This is a genomic window from Pseudoxanthomonas wuyuanensis, from assembly GCF_900215535.1.
GTDB lineage: Bacteria > Pseudomonadota > Gammaproteobacteria > Xanthomonadales > Xanthomonadaceae > Pseudoxanthomonas_A > Pseudoxanthomonas_A wuyuanensis.
In genome coordinates, this window is the sequence record NZ_OCND01000001.1 from 558653 (window position 1) to 583475 (window position 24823).

A 24823-nucleotide genomic window follows, 5' to 3' on the forward strand; every position below is an offset into this window, starting at 1 on the left:
ATGCGAGTTGCGATATTCGGGACCGGCTATGTCGGTCTTGTCACTGGTACCTGCCTGGCCGAAGTAGGCCATGATGTTTTCTGCGTCGACATCGACCAGGCCAAGGTCGATGGCCTGAACCGCGGCGTGATTCCGATTTATGAGCCCGGCCTGGAAGCGATGGTCAAGGCCAACCATGCCGCCGGCAGATTGCGTTTCACTACCGACGCCGCCCAGGCCATCGGCCATGGCGAGATCGTGTTCATAGCGGTGGGCACGCCGCCGGACGAAGACGGCAGCGCGGATCTGCAGTACGTGCTGGCGGTGGCCCGCACCATCGGCCGCCACATCCAGCGGCCGACAGTGGTGGTGGGAAAGTCGACGGTTCCGGTGGGTACCGCCGACAAGGTCAAGGCCGCGATCGCAGGCGAACTGGAGGCGCGCGGCGCCGCGATAGCGTTCGATGTGGTGTCCAATCCCGAGTTCCTGAAGGAAGGCGATGCGGTCAACGACTGCATGCGCCCGGACCGCATCGTGATCGGCTCGGACAATCCCGAGGCGGTGGAGAAACTGCGCCGCCTGTACGCGCCGTTCAACCGCAACCACGAACGCATCGTGGCGATGGATGTGCGTTCGGCCGAGCTGACCAAGTACGCGGCAAACGCGATGCTGGCGACCAAGATCAGTTTCATGAACGAGATCGCCAACATCGCCGAGCGGGTCGGCGCCGACATCGAGCACGTCCGCCACGGCATCGGCTCGGACCCGCGCATCGGTTGGCACTTCATCTATCCCGGCGCCGGTTACGGCGGCTCCTGCTTTCCCAAGGACGTGCAGGCGCTGGCCCGCACCGCCCACCAGTACCGCTACGAAGCGCGCCTGCTCAACGCCGTCGAGGCGGTCAACGATGCGCAGAAGGGCCATCTGTTCGAGCTGATCCAGCGCCATTACGACCTGGGCGAGGACGAAGGCGTGCGCGGCAAGACCTTTGCGGTCTGGGGCTTGGCGTTCAAGCCCAACACCGACGACATGCGCGAAGCCTCCAGCCGCCGCCTGCTGGCGCAGCTGTGGGAAGCCGGCGCCCGCGTGCGCGCCTACGACCCCGAGGCGGGCGAGGAGGCGCGGCGCATCTTCGGGGAACGGGATGACCTGATCTTCTGCGATTCGGCCACGACGGCCGTGCAGGGCGCGGACGCATTGGCGGTGGTGACCGAGTGGAAGCAGTTCCGCAGTCCGGATTTCGGCCAGCTGAAATCCGCGCTGAAGGACGCGGTGGTCTTCGACGGCCGCAATCTCTACGAGCCATCGGAAGTCGAGGCGGCGGGCATCGCCTATTACGGTATCGGCAGGGGACGTTCGCTGCATGCAGGGTGATTTGCCGCTGTCGGACAGGGCACTGGAGCAACGGCTGGTGGAACTGGAGACCCGGCTGGCGTTCCAGGAACACGCGCTGGCCGAGCTCAGCGAAGCGCTGGCCGACGCGCGCGCCGAAGGCAGCCGCAACGCCGAGCTGCTGCGGCACATGCTGTCGGATCTGCGCAAGGTCCGCACCGAGCTGTACGCGGATCCGGGCGAAGAACCGCCGCCGCCGCATTATTGATACGCTGGGGCCGCGCCGGATATCCGGCGCAACGGCTTCCATTTCACGAAAGCAAGCATGAGCGATTCCCTACGCGATCAACTCCTCGGTCTTGGCTTCAAGCCGGCCCCGAAGCCCGAACGCCAGCCCGAGCGGAAAAGCGGGCCCACGCCTGGCCACAAGCCGGGCGGCAGACCCGGGCGGAACCAGGAAAACGGCTCCGGGCGCAGGCAGGATTCGCGCAAACCGGGCGGCGGCAGCGGCAAGCCGCATTCTCCACACAAGGCCGGCGGCAACCGGCCCGCACGCACGCGCGAAGAGATCGACCTGGCCAAGGCCTACGCCATCCGCGCGCAGAAGGAAAAAGAAGAGCGCATCGAGGCCGAACGCCTGAAGCAGGAAGAGGCGCGGCAGCGCCGCGAAGCCAAGGCAAAGCTGGAAGCGCTGTTGAAGGACAAGGCGCTGAACGATCCCGATGCCGAGATTGCCCGGCATTTTCCCTATGGCGGCAAGATCAAGCGCATCTATGTCAACGAAACCCAGCTCAAGGCGCTTAACGCCGGCGAACTGGGCGTGGTGCAGCAGAATGGCCGCTATCTGCTGGTGACGGCGGAAACCCTGGCGCAGGCCGAAGCGGCATTTGCGCCCAGCATCGCCCTGAAGGTCGATCCCGATGCGCCGGCGGAAGAGGACCCTTATGCCGATCCGCAGTATCAGGTGCCTGACGATCTGGTCTGGTAGCCGGTGCCGGCGCGGCGGCTGACGCTATGCCTGCTGCCCGGGCTGGATGGCAGCGGTCTGTTGTACCGGCGTTTGGCTGAAGCGCTGGGCGCCGACTTCGATATCCAGGTTCTCGACTACCCCGCGGACAGCTTCCGCGGTTACGACTGGCTGGCCGAAAGGTCGTTGCCACAGCTGTCGGCCGGGAATTCTGGTTGTTCTTTGAAGTGGGGGCATGTCCACGTGGAAGCCGGTGGCCACGACGATGCGGGAAGCGCAGCAAATGCCCGCTTCGCAAGCGCTTGCCTCACCCATGTGGCCGCGTACGGGGCGTCCGTGCCGCGTACGGTCCCGCACCGCTGTGACCACCGGCTTCTGGGTGGATTGTCGGCGTTTGGGAAAAAACAGCCGAAGTCGCGTCTTCGGTAGGAGCGATGTAAGTCGCGATGAAGCGTTACCGATAATGCTTCATCGCGACTTACATCGCTCCTACAAGGAAAACCGCATCGAAGCGCCGCATTTCATCTTCCAGACCGCGGCTGCGCAATGCGCGGCTGCGATCCGCGACCATCTGCAAAGGCGGTTGTCGGGAACCGCGTTAGAATGACGCCGAGCCGCTGTCCGCGGCGGCAGGGTCAGAAGCGATGCCCGGCCTGCGGGTGCCGGGTCAACCAGTACCAGGCGATGGCTGCGCCCAGCAGCGCGAAGCCGGCCGCTGCCAGGAATGCTGCCTGGCCGCCGAACCGCCACAGCTGACCGGCGATCAGTGCGCCGGCGACGCCACCGACGCCCGAGGACAGGCCATAGAAAACTCCTTGCCCGTGCCCGTTCATGCGCCCGGGGAAGAATCTCGCCAGCAATTGCATTACCGCGGCGAAGAAGGCGCCGAAGTTGATCGCATGGGTCAGCTGGGCCAGCAGCATCACCGCCATCTGTTCCGGCCACAACGCGGTTGCCGTCCAGCGCAGCGCAGCGCTCAGCAGCGCGAACGTCAGTACCTTGCCGGCGTCCCAGCGCCGGAAGATGCGACTGGCCAGGAAGAACACCGCGATCTCGGCCAGAACGCCGACGGTCCAGTACATGCCCAGCATGGACGCCGAGTAGCCGTGTTCGGCCAGATAGATGGAAAAGAACGTGTAGTACGGCCCGAACGAGATCTGGGCCAGGAACGCGGCCGCGAAGAAGGCGATGACCTGCGGGTGTTTGAGCCGGGTGCGGAAAGCTATCGGCTGCGCGTCGGCGCTGTCCTCGGGCAGGTGCGCATAGCGGTTGCAGAACGAGGACAGCAGCAGGCCTGCCAGCAGGGGCAGCATCAGCCAGGGCAGGGTGGCCACGCCGAAGCGATCGATCAGCACGCCGTATCCGGCCACCACCATGATGAATCCGATCGATCCCCATACCCGGATGCGTCCATAGCGATCGCTGCGTTCGCCCAGGTGCGACATCGTGATCGCCTCGAACTGCGGCATCACCGCGTTGTAGGCAAAGCAGAACGCACACATCACGGCAAACAGGCCGGCGAAATCCAGCGGCAGCAGGAACGCGGTGAAACTGAGCAGCGTCAACGCGCAGCCGGCGCGCAGCCAGCGGATCGGCGCTGACGAATGCGCGGCCAGCGTGGTCCAGGTGCTGGGCGCGACGATGCGGGTGGCGTACCACAGGCTCATCAACACGCTGATGGCCGCCACGTCCGTGCCGCGCGACTGCAGATACAGGCTCCAGTACGGCGTGAACGCGCCCAGCGCGGCGTAGTAGGCCAGGTAGAAGCTGGACAGCGGGATGTGCGGAATGGCCCGGGCTGCGTTTTCCGCTGGGTTGGCGCCGGTCCCGCTCACTCCGGATCGTAGTCCAGGTTGGACGCCAGCCAACGCTCGGCTTGCACCAGATCCACACCCTTGCGCCGGGCGTAGTCGGCGGCCTGCTCCTTGGACACGCGGCCGACCACGAAGTACTGGCTCTGCGGATGGCTGAAGTAGTAGCCGGATACCGCGGCGGTCGGCAGCATCGCGAAGCTTTCGGTCAGGCTCATCCGGGCATTGCGGCCGGCATCGAGCAGACGGAACAGCGTCGCCTTTTCGCTATGTTCCGGACAGGCCGGATAGCCCGGAGCCGGGCGGATGCCGCGGTACTTTTCGGCAATCAACGCCTCGTTGTCCAACGACTCGTCCGCGGCAAAGCCCCAGAATTCCTTGCGCACGCGCTGGTGCAGGCGCTCGGCCAGCGCCTCGGCCAGGCGGTCGGCCAGCGCCTTGAGCAGGATCGCGTTGTAGTCGTCGTGATCGGCCTCGAAGCGGGCGACATGCTCGTCGATGCCGATGCCGGCGGTGACCGCGAAGGCGCCAATCCAGTCCTGCTTGCCTGAGTCCTTCGGCGCGATGAAATCGGCCAGGCAGAAATCCGGTCGTTCGACAGGCTTGTCGACTTGTTGGCGCAGGAAATGCAGGAGAAGCCGGGACCGGGGACCCGGGACCGGGGACCCGGAAAAGCCGGGTGCTGCATCGCTACCGGAGGACGCTGTCGCTTCTTCCCGGTCCCCGGTCCCCGGTCCCGGGGACCCCGCTAGCACGACCTCCACATCGTCCCCAACGCTATTCGCCGCCCAGATACCGAACACCGCCTTGGCCGTCAGCCATTTCTCGTTGACGATACGGTCCAGCATCGCGCGGGCGTCGCGGTACAGCTCGCTGGCCTGGCTGCCGACCACCTCGTCGGTCAGGATGGCCGGGTATTTGCCGGCCAGTTCCCAGGCCTGGAAAAACGGTGTCCAGTCGATGTAGTCGACCAGTTCGGCCAACGGGTAGTCGTCGAACACGGTGACACCGGGCTTGTTCGGTGCCGGCGGCGTGTAATCTGCCCAGCCGCCGTCGAACTTCTGTCCGCGCGCCTTCTCCAGCGATACCAGCCGCTTGGCGTCGCCGCGGTTGCGGTGGCGTTCGCGGATCTCCGCGTAGTCGGCATCGTTGGCGGCGACAAAGCGCTGCTTCATGTCGATGCTGATCAGCGACTGCGCCACGCCGACCGCGCGCGAAGCGTCCTTCACCCACACCGTCGGCGCCTGGTAGTGCGGATCGATCTTCAATGCGGTATGCGCGCGCGAGGTTGTGGCGCCGCCTATCAGCAGCGGAATGGTGAAGCCCTGGCGCTGCATTTCGCGCGCAACGTGGGTCATCTCCTCCAGCGATGGCGTGATCAGGCCGGACAAACCGATCAGATCGGCGTTCTCGGCGCGGGCGGCATCCAGGATCTTCTGCGTAGGCACCATCACGCCCAGATCCACCACGTCGAAGTTGTTGCAGGCCAGCACCACGCCGACGATGTTCTTGCCGATGTCGTGCACATCGCCCTTGACCGTGGCCATCACGATCTTGCCGTTGGACTTGCCGACGTCGCCGGTGCGCAGTTTCTCGGCTTCGATGAAAGGCAGCAGATAGGCGACGGCCTTCTTCATCACCCGCGCCGACTTGACCACCTGCGGCAGGAACATCTTGCCGGCGCCGAACAGGTCGCCGACCACGTTCATGCCGTCCATCAGCGGGCCTTCGATGACATCCAGCGGCCGCGTCGACTGCTGGCGCGCTTCCTCGGTATCGGTTTCCACGTACTGATCGATGCCGTGCACCAGCGCATGCGCCAGCCGCGCCCGTACCGGCTTGTCGCGCCAGGTCAGATCCTCGACCTGGGCCTGGCCCTTCTTTCCCTTGTAGCGTTCGGCGATTTCCAGCAGCCGCTCGGTCGAGTCCTTGCGCCGGTTGAGGATCACATCCTCCACGCGTTCGCGCAGCTCCGGATCCAGGTCGTCATAGATCGGCATGGCGCCGGCATTGACGATGCCCATGTCCATGCCGGCCCTGATGGCGTGGTACAGGAACACCGAGTGGATGGCCTGGCGCACCGGCTCGTTGCCGCGGAACGAAAACGACACGTTCGACACGCCGCCGGAGACGTGGCAATGCGGCAGAGTCTGCTTGATGATGCGGGTGGCTTCGATGAAGTCCACCGCGTAGTTGTCGTGTTCCTCGATGCCGGTGGCCACGGCGAAGATGTTGGGATCGAAGATGATGTCTTCCGGCGGGAAGCCCACGTCTTCGGTCAGGATGCGGTAGGCGCGCGTGCAGATCTCCACCTTGCGCGCGCAGGTATCGGCCTGGCCGTCCTCGTCGAAGGCCATCACCACCGCGGCGGCGCCGTAGCGCAGCACCTTGCGGGCGTGCTCGACGAAGGCCGCCTCGCCTTCCTTCAGCGAGATCGAATTGACCACGCTCTTGCCCTGCAGGCACTGCAGGCCGGCCTCGATGACGCTCCACTTGGACGAGTCCACCATCACCGGGATGCGGGCGATGTCGGGCTCGGACATGATCAGGTTGAGAAAACGCACCATCGCCTTTTCCGAATCGATCAACCCCTCATCCATGTTGACGTCGAGGATCTGCGCGCCGTTGGCGACCTGCTGGCGCGCGACCTCCACGGCCTCCTCGTAGCGTTCTTCCTTGATCAGCTTGCGGAACTGCGCGCTGCCGGTGACGTTGGTGCGCTCACCCACATTGACGAACAGCAGCTGGGGTGTGATGACCAGCGGTTCGAGGCCGGAGAGGCGGGTGGGGCGGGGAGTGGTGGAAGGAGCGGTCGTCATCGGTGGATTCTCGGGTTCGAGAAGTGAGCGGAGAGGAGTGAGTAAAAGCAAGCGCTCACTCGCTTCTCACTCCTTTCCACTCGCTCCTCAGCTATTCACGCAGCCTGGTCCAGCGCCCGCGGCAGCTCCCGTGGCGGGATGCCGCGTACTGCCTCGGCGATGGCCTTGATGTGCGCCGGGGTGGTGCCGCAGCAACCGCCGACGAGGTTGAGCAGGCCTGATTGCGCGAATTCCTTCAGCGTGGCGGCCATTTCTTCCGGCGTCTCGTCGTACTCGCCGAACGCGTTGGGCAGGCCGGCATTGGGGTGGGCGCTGACATAGGCATCTGTCGAGACCGCCGCCAGCGTTTCCACATGCTCGCGCAGATCCTTGGCGCCCAGTGCGCAGTTCAGGCCGATCGACAGCGGCCGGCCATGCGAGACAGAGGCGTAGAAGGCTTCGGCGGTCTGCCCGGACAGCGTGCGTCCGGAGGCATCGGTAATCGTGCCGGAAATCATCACCGGCAGGCGCCCGCCGCGCGCCTCGAACGCCTCCTCGATGGCGTACAGCGCCGCCTTGGCGTTGAGGGTGTCGAAGATGGTCTCGACCATCAGCGTGTCGGCGCCGCCGTCGATCAGGCCCTCGGTGGCTTCGCGATAGGCCTGGCGCAGCTCGTCGAAACTGGTATTGCGGAAGCCCGGGTCGTTGACGTCGGGGCTGATGGAGGCGGTGCGGCTGGTCGGGCCCAGCACGCCGATGACGAAGCGCGGTTTGTCGGGCCTGCCTGCGGCGGCATCCGCGGCTTCCGCCTCATCGCAACAGGCGCGGGCTATCCGGGCGCCTTCCCTGTTGAGCTCGTAGACCAGGTGTTCCAGGCGGTAGTCGGCCTGGCTGATCCAGGTGGCGTTGAAGGTGTTGGTTTCGATCAGATCCGCGCCGGCTTGCAGATATTCCGTATGCACGCCGGCAATCACTTCCGGCTTGGTCAGCAACAGCAGATCGTTGTTGCCTTTCAGGTCGTGATCGCAGTGGGGGCCATGCGCGTGCTTGTCGGCCGGCAACTGGCTGTCGCAGCCATCGGCGAAACGTTCGCCGCGGTAGTCGGCTTCCTCCAGCCGGTGGCGCTGGATCATCGTGCCCATCGCGCCGTCGATGATCAGGATGCGCTCGCGCAGCGCGGCGAGCAGGGCTTCGGTGCGGACGGGATTCAACCAGGGCAGCGTGTTCATAGGCTCAGGGCTTGCTGGCGGTCAGGGAAATGACTTCGAAATGCGGCGGCCGGCGTTCGCGTGTCACGGTTTCGGCCTTTGCGATGACCAGGCCGGCTTTTTCGGCGAACCGGCGCAGTTCCTTGTCGGTGAAGCCGAGGTTGACGTGGCCGTAGGCTTCGACCACCGCGCGATGCTCGTGCCGGGCCAGGCTGCTCAGCAGCAGCCGGCCGCCGCGGCGCAGTACGCGGGCGGCCTCGGCCACCGCCTGCGCCGGTTTGCCGGCGTAGGTCAACGCGTGCATCAGCACCACCAGATCGAAGCTGTTGTCCTTGAACGGCAGCGCATGCATGTCGCCTTCGCGCACTTCCACGTTGGGGAAGCGGCGCAGCCGTTCGCCGGCCGCGGCGACGACGCGGGCGCTGGTGTCGACGCAGACATAGCGCTTGGCATGCGGCGACAGCAGTTCGGCCAGCACGCCGTCACCGGAGGCGATATCCAGCACGTCGCCGGTTTCCAGCAGCGGCAGGGCGGTCCGCGCCAGCGCTTCCCAGGTGCGGCCTGGCGAGTAGTGGCGTTCCATGTCGCCGGCCACCGAATCGGCCCAGTTCTGGTCAAGCGCGCGGCTGGCCAGCACCGCAGGGACGCGTTCGGCATCCTGGCGCAGCAACGGATCGTCGCTGCCTTCCTTCAGCGCCCGCCACAGTTCGCGCTGGGCGGCGTCCAGCTGTTCCTCGTCGAAGCGGTAGTAGGCCGAAACGCCGGCGCGGCGGTCGCGCACCAGGCCGGCTTCCTTCAATTTGGCCAGGTGGGTGGACACGCGCGGTTGGGCCAGCTGGGTGATCGCCGACAACTCGGCCACGGTCAGCTCCTCGCGCGCCAGTAACGCCAGCAGGCGCACGCGGGTGGCGTCGGCAAAGACTTTCAGCCGGGTCGACCAGGCTTCCAGGTCCATAAATATCTTCCTATCGCGATATAAAGATATTGTCCGACCAGTGTCCGCCCGGGTCAAGCGGCATACGCCAGCGCACGGTGTGCCGGCTACAATGGCGGCTTCAATTGGTATGTGAGGGGTAGTTGTGGATTTCGCATTCACCGAAGAGCAGTTGATGATTCAGGACGTGGCCAGGCGCATCGCGCAGGAGAAGATCGCGCCCAGCGCCGAGCACTTCGACCGGGTGGGCGAGTTCCCGCTGGACAACATCCGCCTGCTGGGCGAGAACGGCCTGATGGGCATCGAGGTGCCGGCCGAGTACGGCGGCGCCGGCATGGACCCGATTGCCTATGTGCTGGCGATGATCGAGATCGCCGCCGGCGATGCCGCCCATTCGACCATCATGTCGGTCAACAACTCGCTGTTCTGCAACGGCATCCTGAAGTACGGCACCGAGGAACAGAAGCAGAAGTATGTCCGCGCCATTGCCGACGGCAGCGAGATCGGCGCCTTCGCGCTGACCGAGCCGCAGTCCGGCTCCGACGCCACCGCGATGCGCTGCCGCGCGGCCAGGCAGGCCGACGGCAGTTTCGTCATCAATGGAAAGAAAAGCTGGATCACCTCCGGTCCGGTCGCCAAGTACATTGTGCTGTATGCGATGAGCGAGCCCGACAAGGGCGCGCGCGGGGTTACCGCGTTCCTGGTCGATACCGCCAAGCCGGGTTTCCACCGCGGCAAGACCGAACCCAAGCTGGGCATCCGTGCCTCGGCCACCTGCGAGATCGAGTTCGCCGACTATGTGGTCGCCGCCGAGGACGTGCTGGGCGCCGAAGGGGAGGGCTTCAAGATCGCAATGGGCGTGCTGGATGCCGGCCGCATCGGCATCGCTTCGCAGGCCATCGGCATCGCCCGCGCGGCCTATGAGGCCACCATCGCCTATGTCAAGGAACGCAAGGCCTTCGGTGCGCCTATCGGCACCTTCCAGATGACCCAGGCCAAGATTGCCGACATGAAGTGCAAGCTGGACGCGGCGCTGCTGCTGACCTTGCGCGCGGCGTGGGTGAAGGGCCAGGGCCAGCGCTTCAGCAACGAGGCGGCCATCGCCAAGCTCACCGCTTCCGAGGCAGCGATGTGGATCACCCATCAGGCCGTGCAGATCCACGGCGGCATGGGCTACTCCAAGGAAATGCCGCTGGAGCGGTACTTCCGCGACGCCAAGATCACCGAAATCTACGAAGGCACCAGCGAAATCCAGCGCCTGGTGATCGCCCGCAACGAGACCGGGCTGCGCTGAAGGTTATGCCTGGACACCCCGCCGGCAACGGCAGGGTGCCCCGGCCCTTTCAGTAGGGGCACGGTCCCCGGCGCGTGCTCTTGCCTCTCCGCATGTCCGGTCGCTGGACAGGAGCCTTGGGCTGCGACTGGGCGGACAGGGTGCTGTTCGCCATTCGGACGCGCTGCGGCGCGTCCGTCATTGCGTATGCGGAAAGGTTATGGGGGCGCCCCCATCTTTAGTAATGGGACGGACCTATGGCGGTTCCGCTAGAGTCGCCCGATGCGGGAGTCCATCTCCCGTGTCCCAACAGGAGAACCCGATGCGTAAAACCCTGATCGTCAGTGCCCTTGCGCTGGCCCTGACCCTGAGCGCCTGCGACCGTACGCCCACCTCCGACACCGGGGCAACGCCAGCCGTCGCCGTGTCCCAGGCCGACATCGCCGCCGAAACCGAACGCCTGAACCAGTGGTTCGAGAAGAAGTACGAAGAGCAGTTGCAGTTCAGCCCGCTGCAGCTGACGTTCCAGGGCCGCAAGGACCTGTACGATCAGATCGACGACCTGTCCGAGCAGGCGCAACTGGACCAGGTGGCCTGGCAGAAGGCCAGCGTCGAGGAAATGGAATCGGCCTTCGACTACGCCAAGCTGAACGACGAGGCCAAGTTCTCCTACGACCTGTGGAAACTGCAGTACGAGAACGCGCGCGACGGCGTGCCGTTCATGGCCGATGGCTATGCGTTCGACCAGATGAACGGCGCGCAGAGTTTCTTCCCGACCGTGATGATCAGCTTCCACAAGGTGGAGGAAGAGTCCGACTACACTGCCTACGTCTCGCGCCTGAAGGCCAGCGCGCGCGCGTTCGACCAGTTGCTCGAGCGCGGCCGCAAATCGGCCGGGCAGGGCATCCGTCCGCCCAAGTTCGCCTATGAAGGTGTGATAGACCAGTCGCGCAAGGTCATCACCGGTGCGCCCTTCACGTCCGGCAAGGATTCGGCCATCTGGGCCGATGCCCAGGCCAAGGCCGATGAGCTGGTCAAGAATGGAAAGATCAGCGCCGAGCGCGCGGCCGAGCTGAAGGCAGAAGCCCGCAAGGCGCTGCTGGAGCAGTTCAAACCGGCCTACGAACGCATCATCGCCTGGTGCCAGGAAGATCTGCCCAATGCTGCGGTGAACGCCACCGGCGTGGGCAGCACTCATCCCAACGGCAAGGCGTACTACGAGTACCAGCTGCGGCAGATGACCACCACGGACATGAGCGCCGAGGAAATCCACGCGCTGGGCCTGAAGGAAGTGGAGCGCATCCGCGGCGAGATGACCGCGCTGAAGGACAAGGTGGGCTTCGAGGGCGACCTGGATGCCTTCTTCTCCTTCATCGATTCGGACCCGCAGTTCAACTTCCCCAACACCGATGCCGGCCGCCAGGCCTATATCGACCAGGCCACCCAGGCCATCGACAACATCAAGAAGGAACTGCCGAACTATTTCGGCCTGCTGCCGAAGGCGGATCTGGTGGTCAAGCGGGTGGAGGCGTTCCGCGAGCAGGATGGCGCCGCCCAGCACTACTTCCCGGGTACGCCGGACGGTTCGCGTCCTGGCATCTATTACGCGCATCTGTCGGACATGAGCGCGATGCCCAAGCCGGAACTGGAAGTCATCGCCTACCATGAAGGCCTGCCCGGCCATCACATGCAGATTTCGATCGCGCAGGAACTGACCGGCGTGCCGAAGTTCCGCACCCAGGCCGGCTTCACCGCCTACGCGGAAGGCTGGGGGCTGTACTCGGAATGGCTGGCCAAGGAAATGCCGAACACCTACCAGGATCCGTATTCCGAGTTCGGCCGTTTGAGCTCCGAGATGTGGCGCGCCATCCGTCTGGTGGTGGACACCGGCCTGCACGCCAAGGGCTGGACCGAGCAGCAGGCGGTGGAGTATTTCGATGCCAACAGCGCCGTGCCGCTGGCGGCCATCAAATCAGAGGTGCAGCGCTACCTGATCATGCCGGGCCAGGCCACCGCCTACAAAATCGGCATGATCCGGATCCAGGAACTGCGCAGGAAAGCCGAGGCCGAACTGGGCGAGAAGTTCGACATCAAGGGCTTCCACGACACCGTGCTGGGCGGCGGCGCTTTGCCGTTGACCTTGCTGGGCAAGCGCGTGGACCAGTGGATCGCCCGTGTGAAGGCGGAACAGGGCTGAGCCGGACGCGGATAGCCGCACCGAAGAACCCCGGCCAAGGCCGGGGTTCTTCGTTCACCGGGGGCAGGATGGCGCCCGGTGCGCCACGCGGCGCGCGTCAGGCGGCGAACAGCGAGGCGCCGTTGCGCGCCAGCCAGTCCTCGAAGGTCTGCGGCGTCCGGCCGGTCAGGGCGGCATAGTCGTCGGTGATCTGGCCCAGGTCGCCGGCGGCGGTGGCGACATCGAACGAGGCGAACACCTCGGCCAGCGCGGGCGGAAAGCCATGCGCGAGCAGGCCTTCCTTCAACTGCTCCACGTTCACGTCGATCACTTCCAGCGGCTTTCCGGCCGCGGCGGCAACGCGTGCGGCAACCTCGCGGGCGTTGAACGCCTGCGTGCCGGTGAGGGTCAGCGTGCGGTTGGCGGTTTCCCCGGAAGCCAGCGTCGCGGCCGCTGCGCGGGCCAGGTCATCGCGCGCGATGTAGGCAATGCGGCCTTCACCCGCTGCCGAGAACCATTGGCCGCCGGCCAATGCGCCGGGCACCGAATAGGCCAGGTTCTCGAAATACCAGGCATTGCGCAGCACGGTCCAGCCCAGCGGCGACGCCGCCAGTGCCTGTTCGGTGCCGAAATGGTCGGGCGCAAACGAGATGCGCGAACTGTCCGCCGACGGCAGTGAGGTATACGCCACATGCTTCACTCCGGCCTGCGCCGCGGCATGCACGGCGGCCCGGTGCTGGGCCAGACGCTTGCCTGGTTCGAGCAGCGCATCGGTGCTGACCAGCAGCAGGCGGTCGGCGCCGGCAAAGGCGGTTTGCAGCGACGCCGGGTCGTCGAAATCGGCGGCCCGCACGGTGACGCCGCGCGCGGCGAGATCGGCCAGCGCCTCGGGCTTGCGGCTGGTGGCGATGATGCGCCCGGCGGGAATCTGCAACGTGTCCAGCAGGTGGGTGACGGCGGCGCGACCGAAATGGCCGGACGCGCCGGTGACCAGCAGGGTGGGGGCGTTGGCGTTCATGCGGTTCCTTGTTAAGTAACGGAAAGGTTGTTGGTTACGGTATGGTACTAATGGCCGTCGCCCGCACAAGCAGGGCGGCTGGAGTAACCCGGTTACCGCGCGGTAACCGCCTGCTACCGGAACCTGCCATGACCCTGCACCGCCAATCCCTGATCCTTACCGAGGCCTGTCCCATCCGCGATGTGCTCGATCGCCTGGGCGACCGCTGGACCGTGCTGGTGCTGCACGAACTGGCCGCCGGCACACTGCGCTTCTCCGAACTGCGCAAGCGCATCGCCGACATTTCGCCGCGCATGCTGGCGCAGACGCTGCGCCACCTGGAGCAGGATGGACTGGTGAAGCGGGACGTATTCCCCACCGTGCCGCCGCGCGTGGACTACACGCTGACAGCGCTCGGGACATCGTTCTTCGAACGCGTGGAGATGCTGGCACGATGGGCCGCGGAGAACCACGAGGCGGTCAAGGCCGCGCGCAGGGCATACGTGGCGCCGGCGGCCAACGCACCGAAATAGGGAGAGGGGCCTTGGCCCCGGCCGCGCCCCGATAGCCGCCCGGTGCGCGCGGTGAAGAACGAGTGCCGCGCAGCCTGCCCGCATGGCGGCGGGCAGGTCTTGCCGCGGTCCGGTGGCGCGGCAAGACCGACGGCGCCATGCAGGAGACGGCCGCCTTCAGTACTGGCCGGCGGGTTCTCCCGGCAGCGCTCCTGCCGCTTCCTGGCGGCTTGCGCGCTCGTGCGCGTGGTCGCGTGCCAGGTACAGGTAGAACGCGGGCAGCACGAACAGCGTGAACAGCGTGCCGATGGTCATGCCCGAGGCGATCACCACGCCCATCGAGAAACGCGAGGCCGCGCCCGGGCCGCTGGCCATCAGCAGCGGGATCATCGCAAACACCAGCGCCGCCGTGGTCATCAGCACCGGACGCAGGCGGATGCCTGTGGCTTCCTCGATGGCCTCGCGCTTGGACAGGCCCTGTTCGATCTGCAGCTTGTTGGCGAACTCCACAATCAGGATGCCGTGCTTGGAAATCACGCCCACCAGCGTCACCAGGCCGACCTGGGTGTAGATGTTGATGCTCATGCCGGGAAACGCCTCGATCTGCATCATGCCCAGGATGCCGCTGATTATCGCCAGCACGTTGAGCGTCAGCAACGCGCCGCATATGGCCATGGGCACGGTCAGCAGCATGATCAGCGCATCGCGGAAACTCTCGAACTGCGCAGACAGCACCAGGAAGATCACGATCAGCGCCAGCGCCAGGGTCACCAGCATGGCTGCCCCCTCCTGCTTGAACTGGCGCGATTCGCCGGCGTAGTCCACCGAATAACCCGGCGGCAGCACTTCCCGCGCCGCCTGCTCCAGGATCGCCAAGGCCTCGCCTTTGCTGACACCCGGGCGTGGGGCGAAGGTGAACGACACCGCGTTGAGCTGCTGGAAGCGCTTGAGCGACTGCGGCTGCGCGCTTTCCTTCAGCGTCACCAGGGTGGACAGCGGAATCAGCTCGCCGTCGCGGGTGCGGGTGTAGTAGTTCTCCAGGTCGGTCGCGTTGAGGCGGCTGCTGCGCTGCACCTGCGGAATCACCAGGTAGGAACGGTTCTGCATGGCGAAACGGTTGGTGTAGCCGCCGGACAGCATCGCCGACATGTCCGCCGCCAGCGTACGCATGTCGATGCCCAGCGTGGCCGCCTTGTCGCGGTCGATTTCCACCTCGATGCGCGGCTTGTCGATCTTCAGGTCCTTGTCCAGGAAGATGAAACGCTTGCTGTCCATGGCCTTCTGCAGGATGGCATCGGCCAGTTCGTCGAGCTGGCTGAGCTCGCCCACGCCGCCGATGACGAACTCGCCGCCGCCGTCGCCACCGGCGCTGGGCAGCGAGGGGGGCACCAGCGCAAAGATGTTCAGGCCGCTGACCTCGCTCATCTTCGGCTGCAGTTCCTGCTGCAGCACCGCGTTGGTCGAGCGATCGCGCTGGCTCCAGGGCTTGAGCACGAAGCCGGCCATCGCCATTGGGCTGGCGCCGCCGCCGCTGCCGCCGAAGCCACCGTTGAACAGAAAGTAGTCCTGCACTTCCGGCACGCCCTTGGCGATCGCGGTGACCTCCTCGGTGTAGCGCTCCACGTAGTCCAGGGTGGAGTAGGGGTCGGCGTTGGCAATCGAGAAGATGAAACCTTCATCCTCCAGCGGCGCCGGCTCCTTCGGCGCGGTGGCGTACAGGAACACGCACGACACCAGCACCAGGATGCCGAACACGCCGATCACCGACTTGGTCTCCAGCGTGCTGTGCAGGCGCCGCTGGTAGCTCTGGTGCAGCCTGTCGAAGCGGGAGTCGAGCCACTTCTCAAGTCTGCCCTTGCCGCCTTCGGTGTGCGGCTTGAGGATCTTGGCGCACATCATCGGGCTGAGCGTCAGCGCGATCACGCCCGACAGCAGCACCGAACCCGCCAGGGTGAAGGCGAACTCGGTGAACAGCACGCCGGTCAGGCCGCCCTGGAAGCCGATCGGCAGGTACACCGCCACCAGCGTCGTGGTCATCGCCACCACCGGCCAGGCCAGCTCGCGCGCGCCCTTGACGGCGGCGTCATAGGGCGCCATGCCTTCTTCGATATGGCGGTGGATGTTTTCCAGCACGATGATGGCATCGTCCACCACGATGCCGATCGCCAGCACCATCGCCAGCAGGGTCAGCAGGTTGATGGTGAAGCCCATCAACAGCATCAGGAACAGCGCGCCGACCAACGACAGCGGCACCGTCACCGCCGGAATCAGCACGCTGCGCAGCGAGCCCAGGAACAGGAAGATCACCACGATAACGATGATCACCGCTTCCACGATCGTGCTGACCACCTCGTTGATGGCGTCCTGGATGGACTCGGTGCTGTCGTAGGGGATGGTGGCCTTGATGCCCTCGGGCAACTGCGGGACGATCTGGCTGTCCCACAATGCGCGCACTTCCTTGATCACATCCAGCGAGTTGGCGTCCGGGGCGACGAAGATGCCCATGAAGGTGGCGGCTTCGCCATTGATGCGCACCGATGTGCCGTAGTTTTCCGAGCCCAGCACCACGTCGGCCACATCGCCCAGGCGGACGATGGCGCCGTTTTCCTCGCGCACGATCAGCCGGCGGAACTCATCCGCGTTGCGCAGGTCGGTGCGCGCGGTCATGTCGATGGCCACCATCTCGCCCTTGGTGGAACCCACTGCCGACAGGACGTTGTTGGACGACAGCGCGGTGGCCACGTCGCTGGCGGTGACCCGCAGCGCCGTCATGCGGTCGGGTTTGAGCCACACGCGCATGGCGAAGGTGCCCGCGCCCAGGATGTCGGCGCGCTGTACGCCGGCCACCGTCACCAGCTTGGGCTGGACCACCCGGGTCAGGTAGTCGGTGATCTGGTTGTTGTCCAGCGTTTCGCTGGCGAAGGACACGTACATCGCCGCGATCTGCTGGCCTTGCTGCAGATCGATCACCGGGTCTTCCGATTCCGGCGGCAACTGGCCCCGCATCTTGTTGACCTTGGCGGCAATCTGGGTGAGGGCCTCGTTGGGGTCCTGGTCCAGCCGGATATAGGCCTGGATGGAGCTGACGCCGGCCGAACTGGTGGAGCTGAGATATTCGATGCCTTCGGCGCTGGCGATCTCGCGTTCCAGCGGCGTGGTGATGAAGCCCTGGATCAGGTCGGCGTCGGCGCCGTAATAGGTGGTGCTGACGTTGACCACGGCATTGCGCAGTTCCGGGTACTGGCGCACGTTCAATTCGGTGAACGAGCGCAGGCCGAACAGCAGGATGAACAGGCTGACCACGATCGCCAGCACCGGCTTGTTGATGAAGATGTCGGTGAATTTCATGCCGGCGGTCCGTCAACGGTTCTCGGGTGCCGGAGTGGCACTGGTGGTGGGCTGCACCTTGTTGTTGACCGCTACCTCGGCGTCGTTGCGCAGCTTCAGCAGGCCGCTGGTGGCCACGCGCTCGCCCGGTTTTAGCCCGTCCGTCACCGCTATCAGGTCGCCGCGGGTGGCGCCGGTCTTCACGAAACGCTGCTTCACCACCAGCTTGTTGCCGGTCAGCGGCTTGCCCTGCATGTCGGTTTCGCCCTTGCCGCGCGGCACTTCCTGGATCACGTAGACCGCGTTGCCATAGGGGTTGAAGCTGATGGCGGTCTGCGGCACCACCACGACCTTGCGCGTGCCGCCGGTGTCGAAGCCGACATGCGCGAAGGCGCCGGGGCGCAGGATGTAGTCGGGGTTGGCCAGCGTGGCCTGCACCTTGAAGTTGCGGGTGGCCGGGTCGACCTGCGGCTCGACGGCGGTCACCTTGCCATCGAACGTCCGCCCAGGCAGGGCATCGACCGTGGCGCGGATGGTGGCGCCGTTGGCGATCTGGCCGACCCGCTGTTCCGGCAGGGTGAAGTCCAGGTAGATCGGATCCAGCGCCTGCAGGCTGACGATCGCGTCGCCAGGATTGAGGTATTGACCCAGGTTGACCTTGCGGATGCCCAGCACACCGTCGAACGGGGCCCGGATCGTCTTTTGCGCGATAAGGGCGCGTTGCGCTTCGGCCTGCGCCAACGATGTCGCCGCCTGGGTGGCGCGCTCCTCGGCCTCGGCCTGCGAGACCAGCTTGTCGCGCGCCAGCGCCTGCCAGCGGTCGCGCTGGACCACCGCCAGTTTTGCCGATGCTTCCAGCGATTTCAGCACGGCCAGTTCGTTGGCGGTGTTGAGCTGGACCAGTACCGTGCCGGCCTTGACCGGCTGGCCGGCATCGATCGACAACTGGCGCACCACGCCGCCGGCCTCGGTGGTGACCTCGGTGCCGTTGATGGCGACGAATGTGCCGACCGCCTGCTGGGCATCGCTCCATTCCTCTTCCTTGGCGGTCCAGTCGGTCACCGAGGCGGCCGGCTGCGGCATGTTGTCGAAGAAGTCGTTCATGCCCTTGCCCATGATCGCCTTGACGGCGAATACGCCGCCGAAGATCACCAGCACGGCGACCAGCATTACGATCATGCGGCGGGTAGTGGAGGGCGGTTTCCTGGCGCTGGGGTCTTTCCGTGTCATGGGCAGGGTTCGCGAAAGAATGGGATCGGTAGGACGACGAATGGCGGGCATCCGGATCGACATCGTACGCTGCCGGATTATCACCGGCTGAGACCGCCGCGCAAGGCAGCATCGGCATGTTGCAGTCGCAACATTGTTCACTTTTGTTGTGGAAATGGACGGTTCTGCCCGTACAGCACGCTATGGACGCCGTCGCGAAGGCGGCACTCGCGCCGCAGGCAAGAAGAAGTTCATTCCCGTTTCTGGGTCGCCGGTCGTCAGGCTGGGGGGTGCTCCGCCCTCCTAACGACCTCGTGTCTTTAAGTCGGGCCGCAGGCTCGTTCCGCTTCGCGGCCGAACCGGCCCGGCGCAGTGCAGACCGGGCGTTCGCCAAGACGCGTGGCAGTGCCGCGCAAACCGCCTTGGCTCACCCATGGCCAGCTCTCCGCACCCCCAGCCCGCCGGCCGTCGCCTTTCGCGAGTTGGCAGGTCGCGACTTCGGAAGGCCATTCTTCGAGCGCCGATCAGGTGTCCAGAAGTCGGTGGCCAGGGCAGTGCGGGACCGTACGCGACATGGATGCATTTACGGCGTGTCCTGACATTGCCCTGTCACCGGCTTCCATAGCCATTCCGCTCATTTGGGAGAAAAAAAGCCCCGGCATGGCCGGGGCTCTGCGTTTGCCTGTACGGGCGAATCAGCGCGCCGGCGGCTTGTTGTGCTCTTCCAGGTATTCCCGCGATGGCTCGTCCATCTTGTCGCCCAGCATGCGGCGTACCGCGACGAAGAACACCGGGATCAGCAGCAGGCCCAGGAACGTGGCGAACAGCATGCCGCCAATCACGCCGGTGCCGATGGCATGGCGGGCGTTGGCGCCAGCGCCGGTGGAAATGGCCATCGGCAGCACGCCCATGATGAATGCGAACGAGGTCATCAGGATAGGCCGGAAGCGCAGGCGCGCCGCCTCCACCACCGCATCGCGCAAGGTCTTGCCTTCGCGGCGCTGTTCCACCGCGAATTCGACGATCAGGATGGCGTTCTTGGCCGCCAGACCGATGATGGTGATCAGGCCGATCTTGAAGAAGATGTCGTTCGGCAGGCCGCGCAGCAGCGCGAAGATGATGGCGCCCAGTACGCCCAGCGGCACCACCAGCAGCACCGACACCGGAATCGACCAGCTTTCGTACAGCGCCGCCAGGCACAGGAACACCACCAGGATCGACAGCACCATCAGCAGCGTCGCGGTGTTGCCGGCCAGGATTTCCTGGTACGACATGCCGGTCCAGTCGTAGCCGAAGCCCGCGGGCAGATCGTTGGCGACGATATCTTCCATGGCTTGCATCGCTTCGCCCGAACTACGCCCCGGCGCCTGCGAACCGACGATGTTGACCGACGCATAGCCGTTGTAGCGGGTCAGCGAGGGCGAGTTGGTCACCCATTCGGACTTCACCACATTGGTCAGCGGGATCATCGAGCCGCTCTGCAGACTGCTGGGTGTATAGAAGTTGCCCAGCGAATCCGGACTCATCCGGAACGGCGCGTCGGCCTGCATCGTCACCCGCTTGATGCGGCCTTCGTAGAAGAAGTCGTTGACGTAGACCGGAGCCAGCATCAGTCCGATGGCGTTGTAGATGTCGGACAGCGACAGTCCCATCGACTGTGCCTGCACACGGTCCACGTCGAGCTTCAGCTGCGGAGCTTCTTCCAGCGTGTTGGGGCGCACACCGGTCAACAGGTCCTGCTTCTCGGCGGCCTTGCCCAACAGGATGTTGCGCGCCTGCGTCAACGCCTCCTGGCCCTGGCCGGTGCGATCCTGCAGGTACATGTCGAAACCGCCGAACTGGCCCAGGCCGTTCACCGTGGGCAGGTTGACCACGAAGATGCCGGCTTCCTTGATCCCGAACAGGGCGCCGTTGGCCTGCTGGATGAAGGTAGCCGCATCGACGTCGCGCTCGCTCCAGTCCTTGAGCTTGATGAAGGCCATGCCGACGTTTTCGCCCTGGCCGACGAAGCTGAAGCCGGTGACCTGCATCATGCCCTCGAAGCCTTCCATGCCTTCCAGGATGCCGCTGATCTGGGTGAAGACCTTGTTGGTCCGCTCCATCGACGCGCCCGGCGGCAGTTGCACGATCGCCAGTGCGTAGCCCTGGTCCTCTTCCGGAATGAAGCTGCCGGGCATACGGGTGAACAGGAAGCCGCACAGCAGGGTCAGGCCGGCGAACGCCACCATCCAGCGCGGCGCGTGCTTGACCGCGCTGCCGATATGGCCGACGTAGGTATGGCTGATCTTGTCGTAGTACTTGTTGAACAGGCGGAACACGAAGTTGGACTTGTGGTGTTCGGTCGGCTTGAGCATCGTTGCGCACAGCGCCGGAGTGAAGCCCAGCGCCAGGAACGCCGAGAACGCCATCGCCATGGCGATGGTCAGCGCGAACTGCTTGTAGATTTCGCCGGCCGAGCCGCCCTGCAGCGCCGACGGGATGAATACCGCCGACAGCACCACGGTAATGGCGATCACCGCGCCGGTGATCTGATCCATCGCCTTGCGGGTGGCCTCCTTTGGCGGCAGGCCTTCCTCGGTCATGATGCGTTCGACGTTCTCGATCACCACGATGGCGTCGTCGACCACGATGCCGATGGCCAGCACCATGCCGAACAGGGTCAGCTGGTTGATGGTGAAGCCGATCACGGTCATGCCCAGGAAGGTGCCCAGCAGAGCGACCGGGATGACCAGGGTGGGGATGATGGTGGCGCGGAAATTCTGCAGGAAGATCAGCATCACCAGGAACACCAGCGCCACCGCCTCGAACAGCGTCTTGACCACCTCTTCAATCGAGATGCGGACGAAGGTGGTGCTGTCGTACGGCGAGAACCAGTTGACGCCCTGCGGGAAGGTGGGTTGCAGCTCGTCCAGCTTGGCGCGTACCGCACCGGCCACATTCAAGGCGTTTGCGCCGGGCAGCAGCTGCACTGCGAACGCACCGGTCGGCGCGCCGTTCCACTGGGTTTCGAAACCGTAGGAGGTGGCGCCGATGGCCACACGCGCAACGTCCTTCAGGCGCACGGTGGTGCCATCGCTGTTGGCGCGCAGGATGATTTCCTCGAACTGCTCCGGCGAGTTGAAGCGGCCTTCGGTGGTCACCGTGGCGGTGAATCCCTGGCCCTCCGGCGCCGGGTCGGTACCGATGGAGCCGGCGGCGAACTGCACGTTCTGGCCGCGGATGGCCGCCAGCACTTCGCTGGTGGACAGACCGAAGCCCTGCAACTTGTTCGGGTCCAGCCAGATGCGCATGGCGTACTCGGAGCCGAATTGCTGGGTGCTGCCGACGCCGGGGATGCGCGAGATCTGATCCAGCACGCGCGAACCGATGATGTCGTTGAGCTGGTCGCGGCCGACCGCCGGGTTTTCCGAGCGCAGCGCGGCCACCATCAGGAAGCCGGCATTGGCCTTGGCCACCACCACGCCCTGCTGCACCACTTCGGTGGGCAGGCGCGGCTCGGCCAGCGCCACCTTGTTCTGCACCTGCACCTGGGCGATATCCGGATCGGTACCGGTCTGGAATGTCAGCGTAATGCTGGCGCCGCCGCTGGCATCGGACGAGGAGCTGAAGTAAAGCAGGTTGTCGATGCCGGTGAGCTGCTGCTCAATGACCTGGGTGACCGCCTGCTCGGTGGTCGAGGCGCTGGCGCCGGGATAGGTGGCGCTTACCGTCACCTGCGGCGGCGCGATGTTGGGGTAGGACTCCACGCCGAGGTTGAAGATCGCGATCACGCCGCCGAGCGAGATCAGGATCGCCACCACCCAGGCGAAGATCGGTTTGTCGATGAAGAACTTGGGCATTGGGGGAGTCCCTTACTTCTGCTCAGCGTCGTCGGATGCGGCCGCCGCAGGCGGCGCCGGTTCGGCCTCGGCCTGAGCCTGCGCGGGCGGCTGTTGCCCGGCAGCGGGTGCACCGCCGGCCGGTGCGCCGGGCTGCCAGGGCGTGGCCTTGGCCGTCGCGCCGTCGCGGACCTTCTGCACGCCGGAAACCACAACCTGGTCGTTGGCCGCCAGGCCGCTGGTGACGATCCACTGGCCGTTGCGCGGGCTTTCGGCAACCACGTTCTTGCGCGCCACCTTGCCGTCGGCGCCGACTACGAAGACATACGCGCCGCTGGCATCGCGCAGCACCGCGTCCTGCGGCACCACGAAGGCGTTCTTGCGTTCGCCCAGCGTCGCCTTGAGGGTCACGAACATGCCCGGCAGCAGTTGCTGCTCGGGATTGGGAATCAGCGCGCGCAAAGTCACTGCGCCGGTGGCCGGATCGACCACCATGTCGGAGAAGTCCAGCACGCCGTCGTGGCCGTAGACGGTGCCATCGGACAGCACCACCTGCACCTTGGATTCGGAGGTGCCGGACAGCTCCACGCCGCCGTTGCTCTGCGCCCGCTGCAGCGATTCCAGCTCGCTGACGCTCAGCGAGAAATTGACATACAGCTGGTCGATCTGGTCCACCGTGGTCAGCAACGTGGCCTCGCTCTGGCCGACCAGCGCACCTTCGGTCACCTGCTGCTTGCCGGCGCGGCCGGAAATCGGCGCGGTGACGCTGGCATAGCCCAGATTGATACGGGCGGTGGAGACGTTGGCCTGGGCCTGCTGCACGGCGGCGGCGGCGCTGCGTTCGGCCGCTTCGGCGTTGTCGACATCCGACTTGGACACATAATTCTGCGGCGCCAGTTGGCGGGCACGGTCGGCGGCTACCTTGGCATTGGCGTAGGTGGCCTGGGCCGAAGCCAGATTGGCCTGCGCCGCGCTCAGCGATGCCTGCAACGGGGCCGGGTCGATCTGGAACAGCACCTGGCCTTCCTTGACGTCGCTGCCTTCCTTGTAAACGCGCTTGACCAGCACGCCGGCCACGCGGGCACGCACGTCGGAGCTGCGGAACGGCGACAGCCGCCCCACCAGATCGCGCTGCAGCGGGACGGCCTGCGGGTTGACCTTTACCACGCCCACTTCCGGCGGCGGCATTTCGGGTTGCTGTTGCGGTTTGCACGCGGCCAGCGCCAACAGGATGGCGCAGCCCAGGGCGAGCGATCGGACGGGGGAGGTCATGGGTGAAGCTCCGTGTCAGTTTTAGTTGTTTTGGAGAAGCGGTGCAGTAGCCGCCGGCGGAACCCCGGCGGTTGCGAAAGCGCGGAGGAAGGCATCCACGGCATACTCTGCCCATTGCCGTCGCGCGGATGGCCTGGCGCGGTGCGGCACGGCGAAGCGTTGTCTTTCGAAGTCGAGCCCGACGATCATGCTCAGCAGAAGCTCGGCCGCCAAGTGCGGTTGGTCATGCCTCAACTGGCCCTTCCGCATGGCGTTCTCGATCCAGCTGGCCAAGCGTTGCTGCAGAGTATCGCAGCCATCGCGGTACAGCGTCTGTGCTTGTTCGGGGAACTCGTGCGCTTCGGCGCTCAGCAACTGGCAGGTGGCGACCACCGAGGGCTCGCACAGATGCTCCAGGTGCTCCAGGGCGAAGTCGATCAGCGTCTGGCGCGGGTCTTGCCCGTGCCGGTCGAGGCTGGCGGCGGTCAGATCCAGGCGTTCGCGCATGACGCTCTGCATCAGGCCCTGTTTGCTGCCGAACTGCGAGTAGAGCGTCTGTTTGGAGCAACCCGCGCGGGCGGCAACTGCGTCCATGCTGATGCGGAATCCCTGTTCGGCCAGCAATTCGCGCACCGCACGGTGCACGCGCTGGCGGCGCTCGCTGGCGCTGGGAAGGGGAGAGGGTTGCATGGCGGCTGGACTATACCGTCCAGTTTAGAATTTGAATAGTCTTGCAAGGCCGAGGATTCTCTGTACAAACAAGTAGTTGTGAAAATTTCGTGATGAAAGACGGCAGGCGGCGCCAACCCTGTTGGCGGGAAAGAATCCATGAACCCGACATGCTGGCCGGCGGGCTTTAAGAAGCCATTAAAAAGTTCTTCCCGTAACTGCGGGGAACGCCCCTGTGCAATCCGGTGGCCGGGGCAGTGCGCGATAAGCCGTTACACCCGCGATGCGCCGCCGGCCCGCCCTCGCAGATGGAGGGCGTTCGGCGGCGCGCGAAGCCGTGCTTCGCAAGCGCAGGCCTCCCGCTGTGGGCTTCCGGCATTCGGGAAAGACATCCGAAGCGCGAACCCTCACGCTTGCTGGAAGGCGGCGACTGGCGAGGCGGGTAACCGACAGCCCGCCGCTATCGCCGCGCCGGCGCCGGCCCGCTTGCCGGTAATCAATCGCCGGCGGTTTTGCAAGCATTGCTTATGACGCCTCGCAACAAGGGTGTCATCGCCCGCAG

The 24823-nt window shown here is 65.5% G+C and carries 17 protein-coding genes; 7 read left to right on the plus strand and 10 right to left on the minus strand.

Features of this window, described 5'->3' with window-relative positions:
- From CRO39_RS02510 to CRO39_RS20800, 4 genes are all read left to right on the plus strand, one after another.
- Positions 1 to 1353, plus strand: coding sequence for a UDP-glucose dehydrogenase family protein (locus tag CRO39_RS02510; RefSeq protein ID WP_097120278.1), 1353 nt, complete (start codon positions 1 to 3; stop codon positions 1351 to 1353).
- On the plus strand, positions 1343 to 1579 hold the full coding sequence (locus tag CRO39_RS02515) for a SlyX family protein (RefSeq protein ID WP_097120279.1): 237 nt from the start codon (positions 1343 to 1345) through the stop codon (positions 1577 to 1579). The genes CRO39_RS02510 and CRO39_RS02515 overlap by 11 nt, the downstream gene beginning before the upstream one ends.
- Before the next feature lie 57 nt (positions 1580 to 1636).
- Positions 1637 to 2299, plus strand: a complete 663-nt coding sequence (locus CRO39_RS02520; protein WP_097120280.1) for a DUF2058 domain-containing protein — start codon at positions 1637 to 1639, stop codon at positions 2297 to 2299.
- Positions 2300 to 2741: 442 nt separating this feature from the next.
- The gene (locus CRO39_RS20800; protein WP_162125663.1) at positions 2742 to 2885 is read left to right on the plus strand and encodes a hypothetical protein; all 144 of its coding nucleotides are present in this window, start codon (positions 2742 to 2744) and stop codon (positions 2883 to 2885) included.
- A 28-nt stretch (positions 2886 to 2913) separates the two neighbouring features.
- Here the strand turns inward: CRO39_RS20800 and CRO39_RS02525 are convergent, their stop codons facing one another.
- The 4 genes from CRO39_RS02525 to CRO39_RS02540 all read right to left on the minus strand — a co-directional run bounded on the left by CRO39_RS02525 (position 2914) and on the right by CRO39_RS02540 (position 9050).
- Entirely contained in the window at positions 2914 to 4113 is a 1200-nt protein-coding gene (locus CRO39_RS02525) for an MFS transporter (RefSeq protein ID WP_238394508.1), read from the minus strand.
- Entirely contained in the window at positions 4110 to 6908 is a 2799-nt protein-coding gene (gene metH / locus CRO39_RS02530; protein WP_097120281.1) for a methionine synthase, read from the minus strand. Before metH ends, CRO39_RS02525 begins: the two co-directional genes overlap by 4 nt.
- Positions 6909 to 7003: 95 nt before the next feature.
- Positions 7004 to 8116, minus strand: a complete 1113-nt coding sequence (locus tag CRO39_RS02535) for a homocysteine S-methyltransferase family protein (protein WP_097120282.1) — start codon at positions 8114 to 8116, stop codon at positions 7004 to 7006.
- 4 nt (positions 8117 to 8120) lie between these two features.
- Positions 8121 to 9050 (minus strand): ArsR/SmtB family transcription factor, encoded by a 930-nt coding sequence (locus CRO39_RS02540; protein ID WP_097120283.1) that lies wholly within the window; start codon positions 9048 to 9050, stop codon positions 8121 to 8123.
- Between the two features lie 124 nt (positions 9051 to 9174).
- On the opposite strand from CRO39_RS02540, the gene CRO39_RS02545 reads away from it, so the two are divergent.
- Entirely contained in the window at positions 9175 to 10323 is a 1149-nt protein-coding gene (locus tag CRO39_RS02545) for an acyl-CoA dehydrogenase family protein (protein ID WP_097120284.1), read from the plus strand.
- A gap of 301 nt (positions 10324 to 10624) precedes the next feature.
- A complete protein-coding gene (locus CRO39_RS02550; protein ID WP_097120285.1) occupies positions 10625 to 12499 on the plus strand; it encodes a DUF885 domain-containing protein in 1875 nt (624 codons plus the stop codon).
- Between the two features lie 97 nt (positions 12500 to 12596).
- Here CRO39_RS02550 and CRO39_RS02555 read toward each other — a convergent pair whose 3' ends face one another.
- A complete protein-coding gene (locus CRO39_RS02555) occupies positions 12597 to 13496 on the minus strand; it encodes an NmrA family NAD(P)-binding protein (RefSeq protein WP_097120286.1) in 900 nt (299 codons plus the stop codon).
- A 128-nt stretch (positions 13497 to 13624) separates the two neighbouring features.
- On the opposite strand from CRO39_RS02555, the gene CRO39_RS02560 reads away from it, so the two are divergent.
- Positions 13625 to 14008, plus strand: coding sequence for a winged helix-turn-helix transcriptional regulator (locus CRO39_RS02560; RefSeq protein WP_097120287.1), 384 nt, complete (start codon positions 13625 to 13627; stop codon positions 14006 to 14008).
- Between the two features lie 156 nt (positions 14009 to 14164).
- Here CRO39_RS02560 and CRO39_RS02565 read toward each other — a convergent pair whose 3' ends face one another.
- From CRO39_RS02565 to CRO39_RS02585, 5 genes are all read right to left on the minus strand, one after another.
- Positions 14165 to 17335, minus strand: a complete 3171-nt coding sequence (locus CRO39_RS02565; protein WP_097120288.1) for an efflux RND transporter permease subunit — start codon at positions 17333 to 17335, stop codon at positions 14165 to 14167.
- A 12-nt stretch (positions 17336 to 17347) separates the two neighbouring features.
- On the minus strand, positions 17348 to 18493 hold the full coding sequence (locus CRO39_RS02570) for an efflux RND transporter periplasmic adaptor subunit (RefSeq protein WP_217991830.1): 1146 nt from the start codon (positions 18491 to 18493) through the stop codon (positions 17348 to 17350).
- A gap of 725 nt (positions 18494 to 19218) precedes the next feature.
- Positions 19219 to 22362 carry a multidrug efflux RND transporter permease subunit gene (locus CRO39_RS02575; protein ID WP_097120290.1) on the minus strand — a complete coding sequence of 1048 codons (3144 nt, stop codon included), beginning with the start codon at positions 22360 to 22362 and terminating at the stop codon, positions 19219 to 19221.
- 12 nt (positions 22363 to 22374) lie between these two features.
- Positions 22375 to 23613 (minus strand): efflux RND transporter periplasmic adaptor subunit, encoded by a 1239-nt coding sequence (locus tag CRO39_RS02580; protein WP_097120291.1) that lies wholly within the window; start codon positions 23611 to 23613, stop codon positions 22375 to 22377.
- A 21-nt stretch (positions 23614 to 23634) separates the two neighbouring features.
- Positions 23635 to 24282: a TetR/AcrR family transcriptional regulator gene (locus tag CRO39_RS02585; protein WP_097120292.1), complete on the minus strand. Its 648-nt coding sequence runs from the start codon at positions 24280 to 24282 to the stop codon at positions 23635 to 23637.
- Positions 24283 to 24823 lie beyond the last annotated feature (541 nt).

Coding starts and splice junctions, on each gene's coding strand:
- CRO39_RS02510 (WP_097120278.1), top strand. CDS start 1: ATGCGAGTTGCGATATTCGGGACCGGCTATGTCGGTCTTGTCACTGGT.
- CRO39_RS02515 (WP_097120279.1), top strand. CDS start 1,343: ATGCAGGGTGATTTGCCGCTGTCGGACAGGGCACTGGAGCAACGGCTG.
- CRO39_RS02520 (WP_097120280.1), top strand. CDS start 1,637: ATGAGCGATTCCCTACGCGATCAACTCCTCGGTCTTGGCTTCAAGCCG.
- CRO39_RS20800 (WP_162125663.1), top strand. CDS start 2,742: ATGCTTCATCGCGACTTACATCGCTCCTACAAGGAAAACCGCATCGAA.
- metH (WP_097120281.1), bottom strand. CDS start 6,908: ATGACGACCGCTCCTTCCACCACTCCCCGCCCCACCCGCCTCTCCGGC.
- CRO39_RS02535 (WP_097120282.1), bottom strand. CDS start 8,116: ATGAACACGCTGCCCTGGTTGAATCCCGTCCGCACCGAAGCCCTGCTC.
- CRO39_RS02540 (WP_097120283.1), bottom strand. CDS start 9,050: ATGGACCTGGAAGCCTGGTCGACCCGGCTGAAAGTCTTTGCCGACGCC.
- CRO39_RS02550 (WP_097120285.1), top strand. CDS start 10,625: ATGCGTAAAACCCTGATCGTCAGTGCCCTTGCGCTGGCCCTGACCCTG.
- CRO39_RS02555 (WP_097120286.1), bottom strand. CDS start 13,496: ATGAACGCCAACGCCCCCACCCTGCTGGTCACCGGCGCGTCCGGCCAT.
- CRO39_RS02560 (WP_097120287.1), top strand. CDS start 13,625: ATGACCCTGCACCGCCAATCCCTGATCCTTACCGAGGCCTGTCCCATC.
- CRO39_RS02565 (WP_097120288.1), bottom strand. CDS start 17,335: ATGAAATTCACCGACATCTTCATCAACAAGCCGGTGCTGGCGATCGTG.
- CRO39_RS02570 (WP_217991830.1), bottom strand. CDS start 18,493: ATGATCGTAATGCTGGTCGCCGTGCTGGTGATCTTCGGCGGCGTATTC.
- CRO39_RS02575 (WP_097120290.1), bottom strand. CDS start 22,362: ATGCCCAAGTTCTTCATCGACAAACCGATCTTCGCCTGGGTGGTGGCG.
- CRO39_RS02580 (WP_097120291.1), bottom strand. CDS start 23,613: ATGACCTCCCCCGTCCGATCGCTCGCCCTGGGCTGCGCCATCCTGTTG.
- CRO39_RS02585 (WP_097120292.1), bottom strand. CDS start 24,282: ATGCAACCCTCTCCCCTTCCCAGCGCCAGCGAGCGCCGCCAGCGCGTG.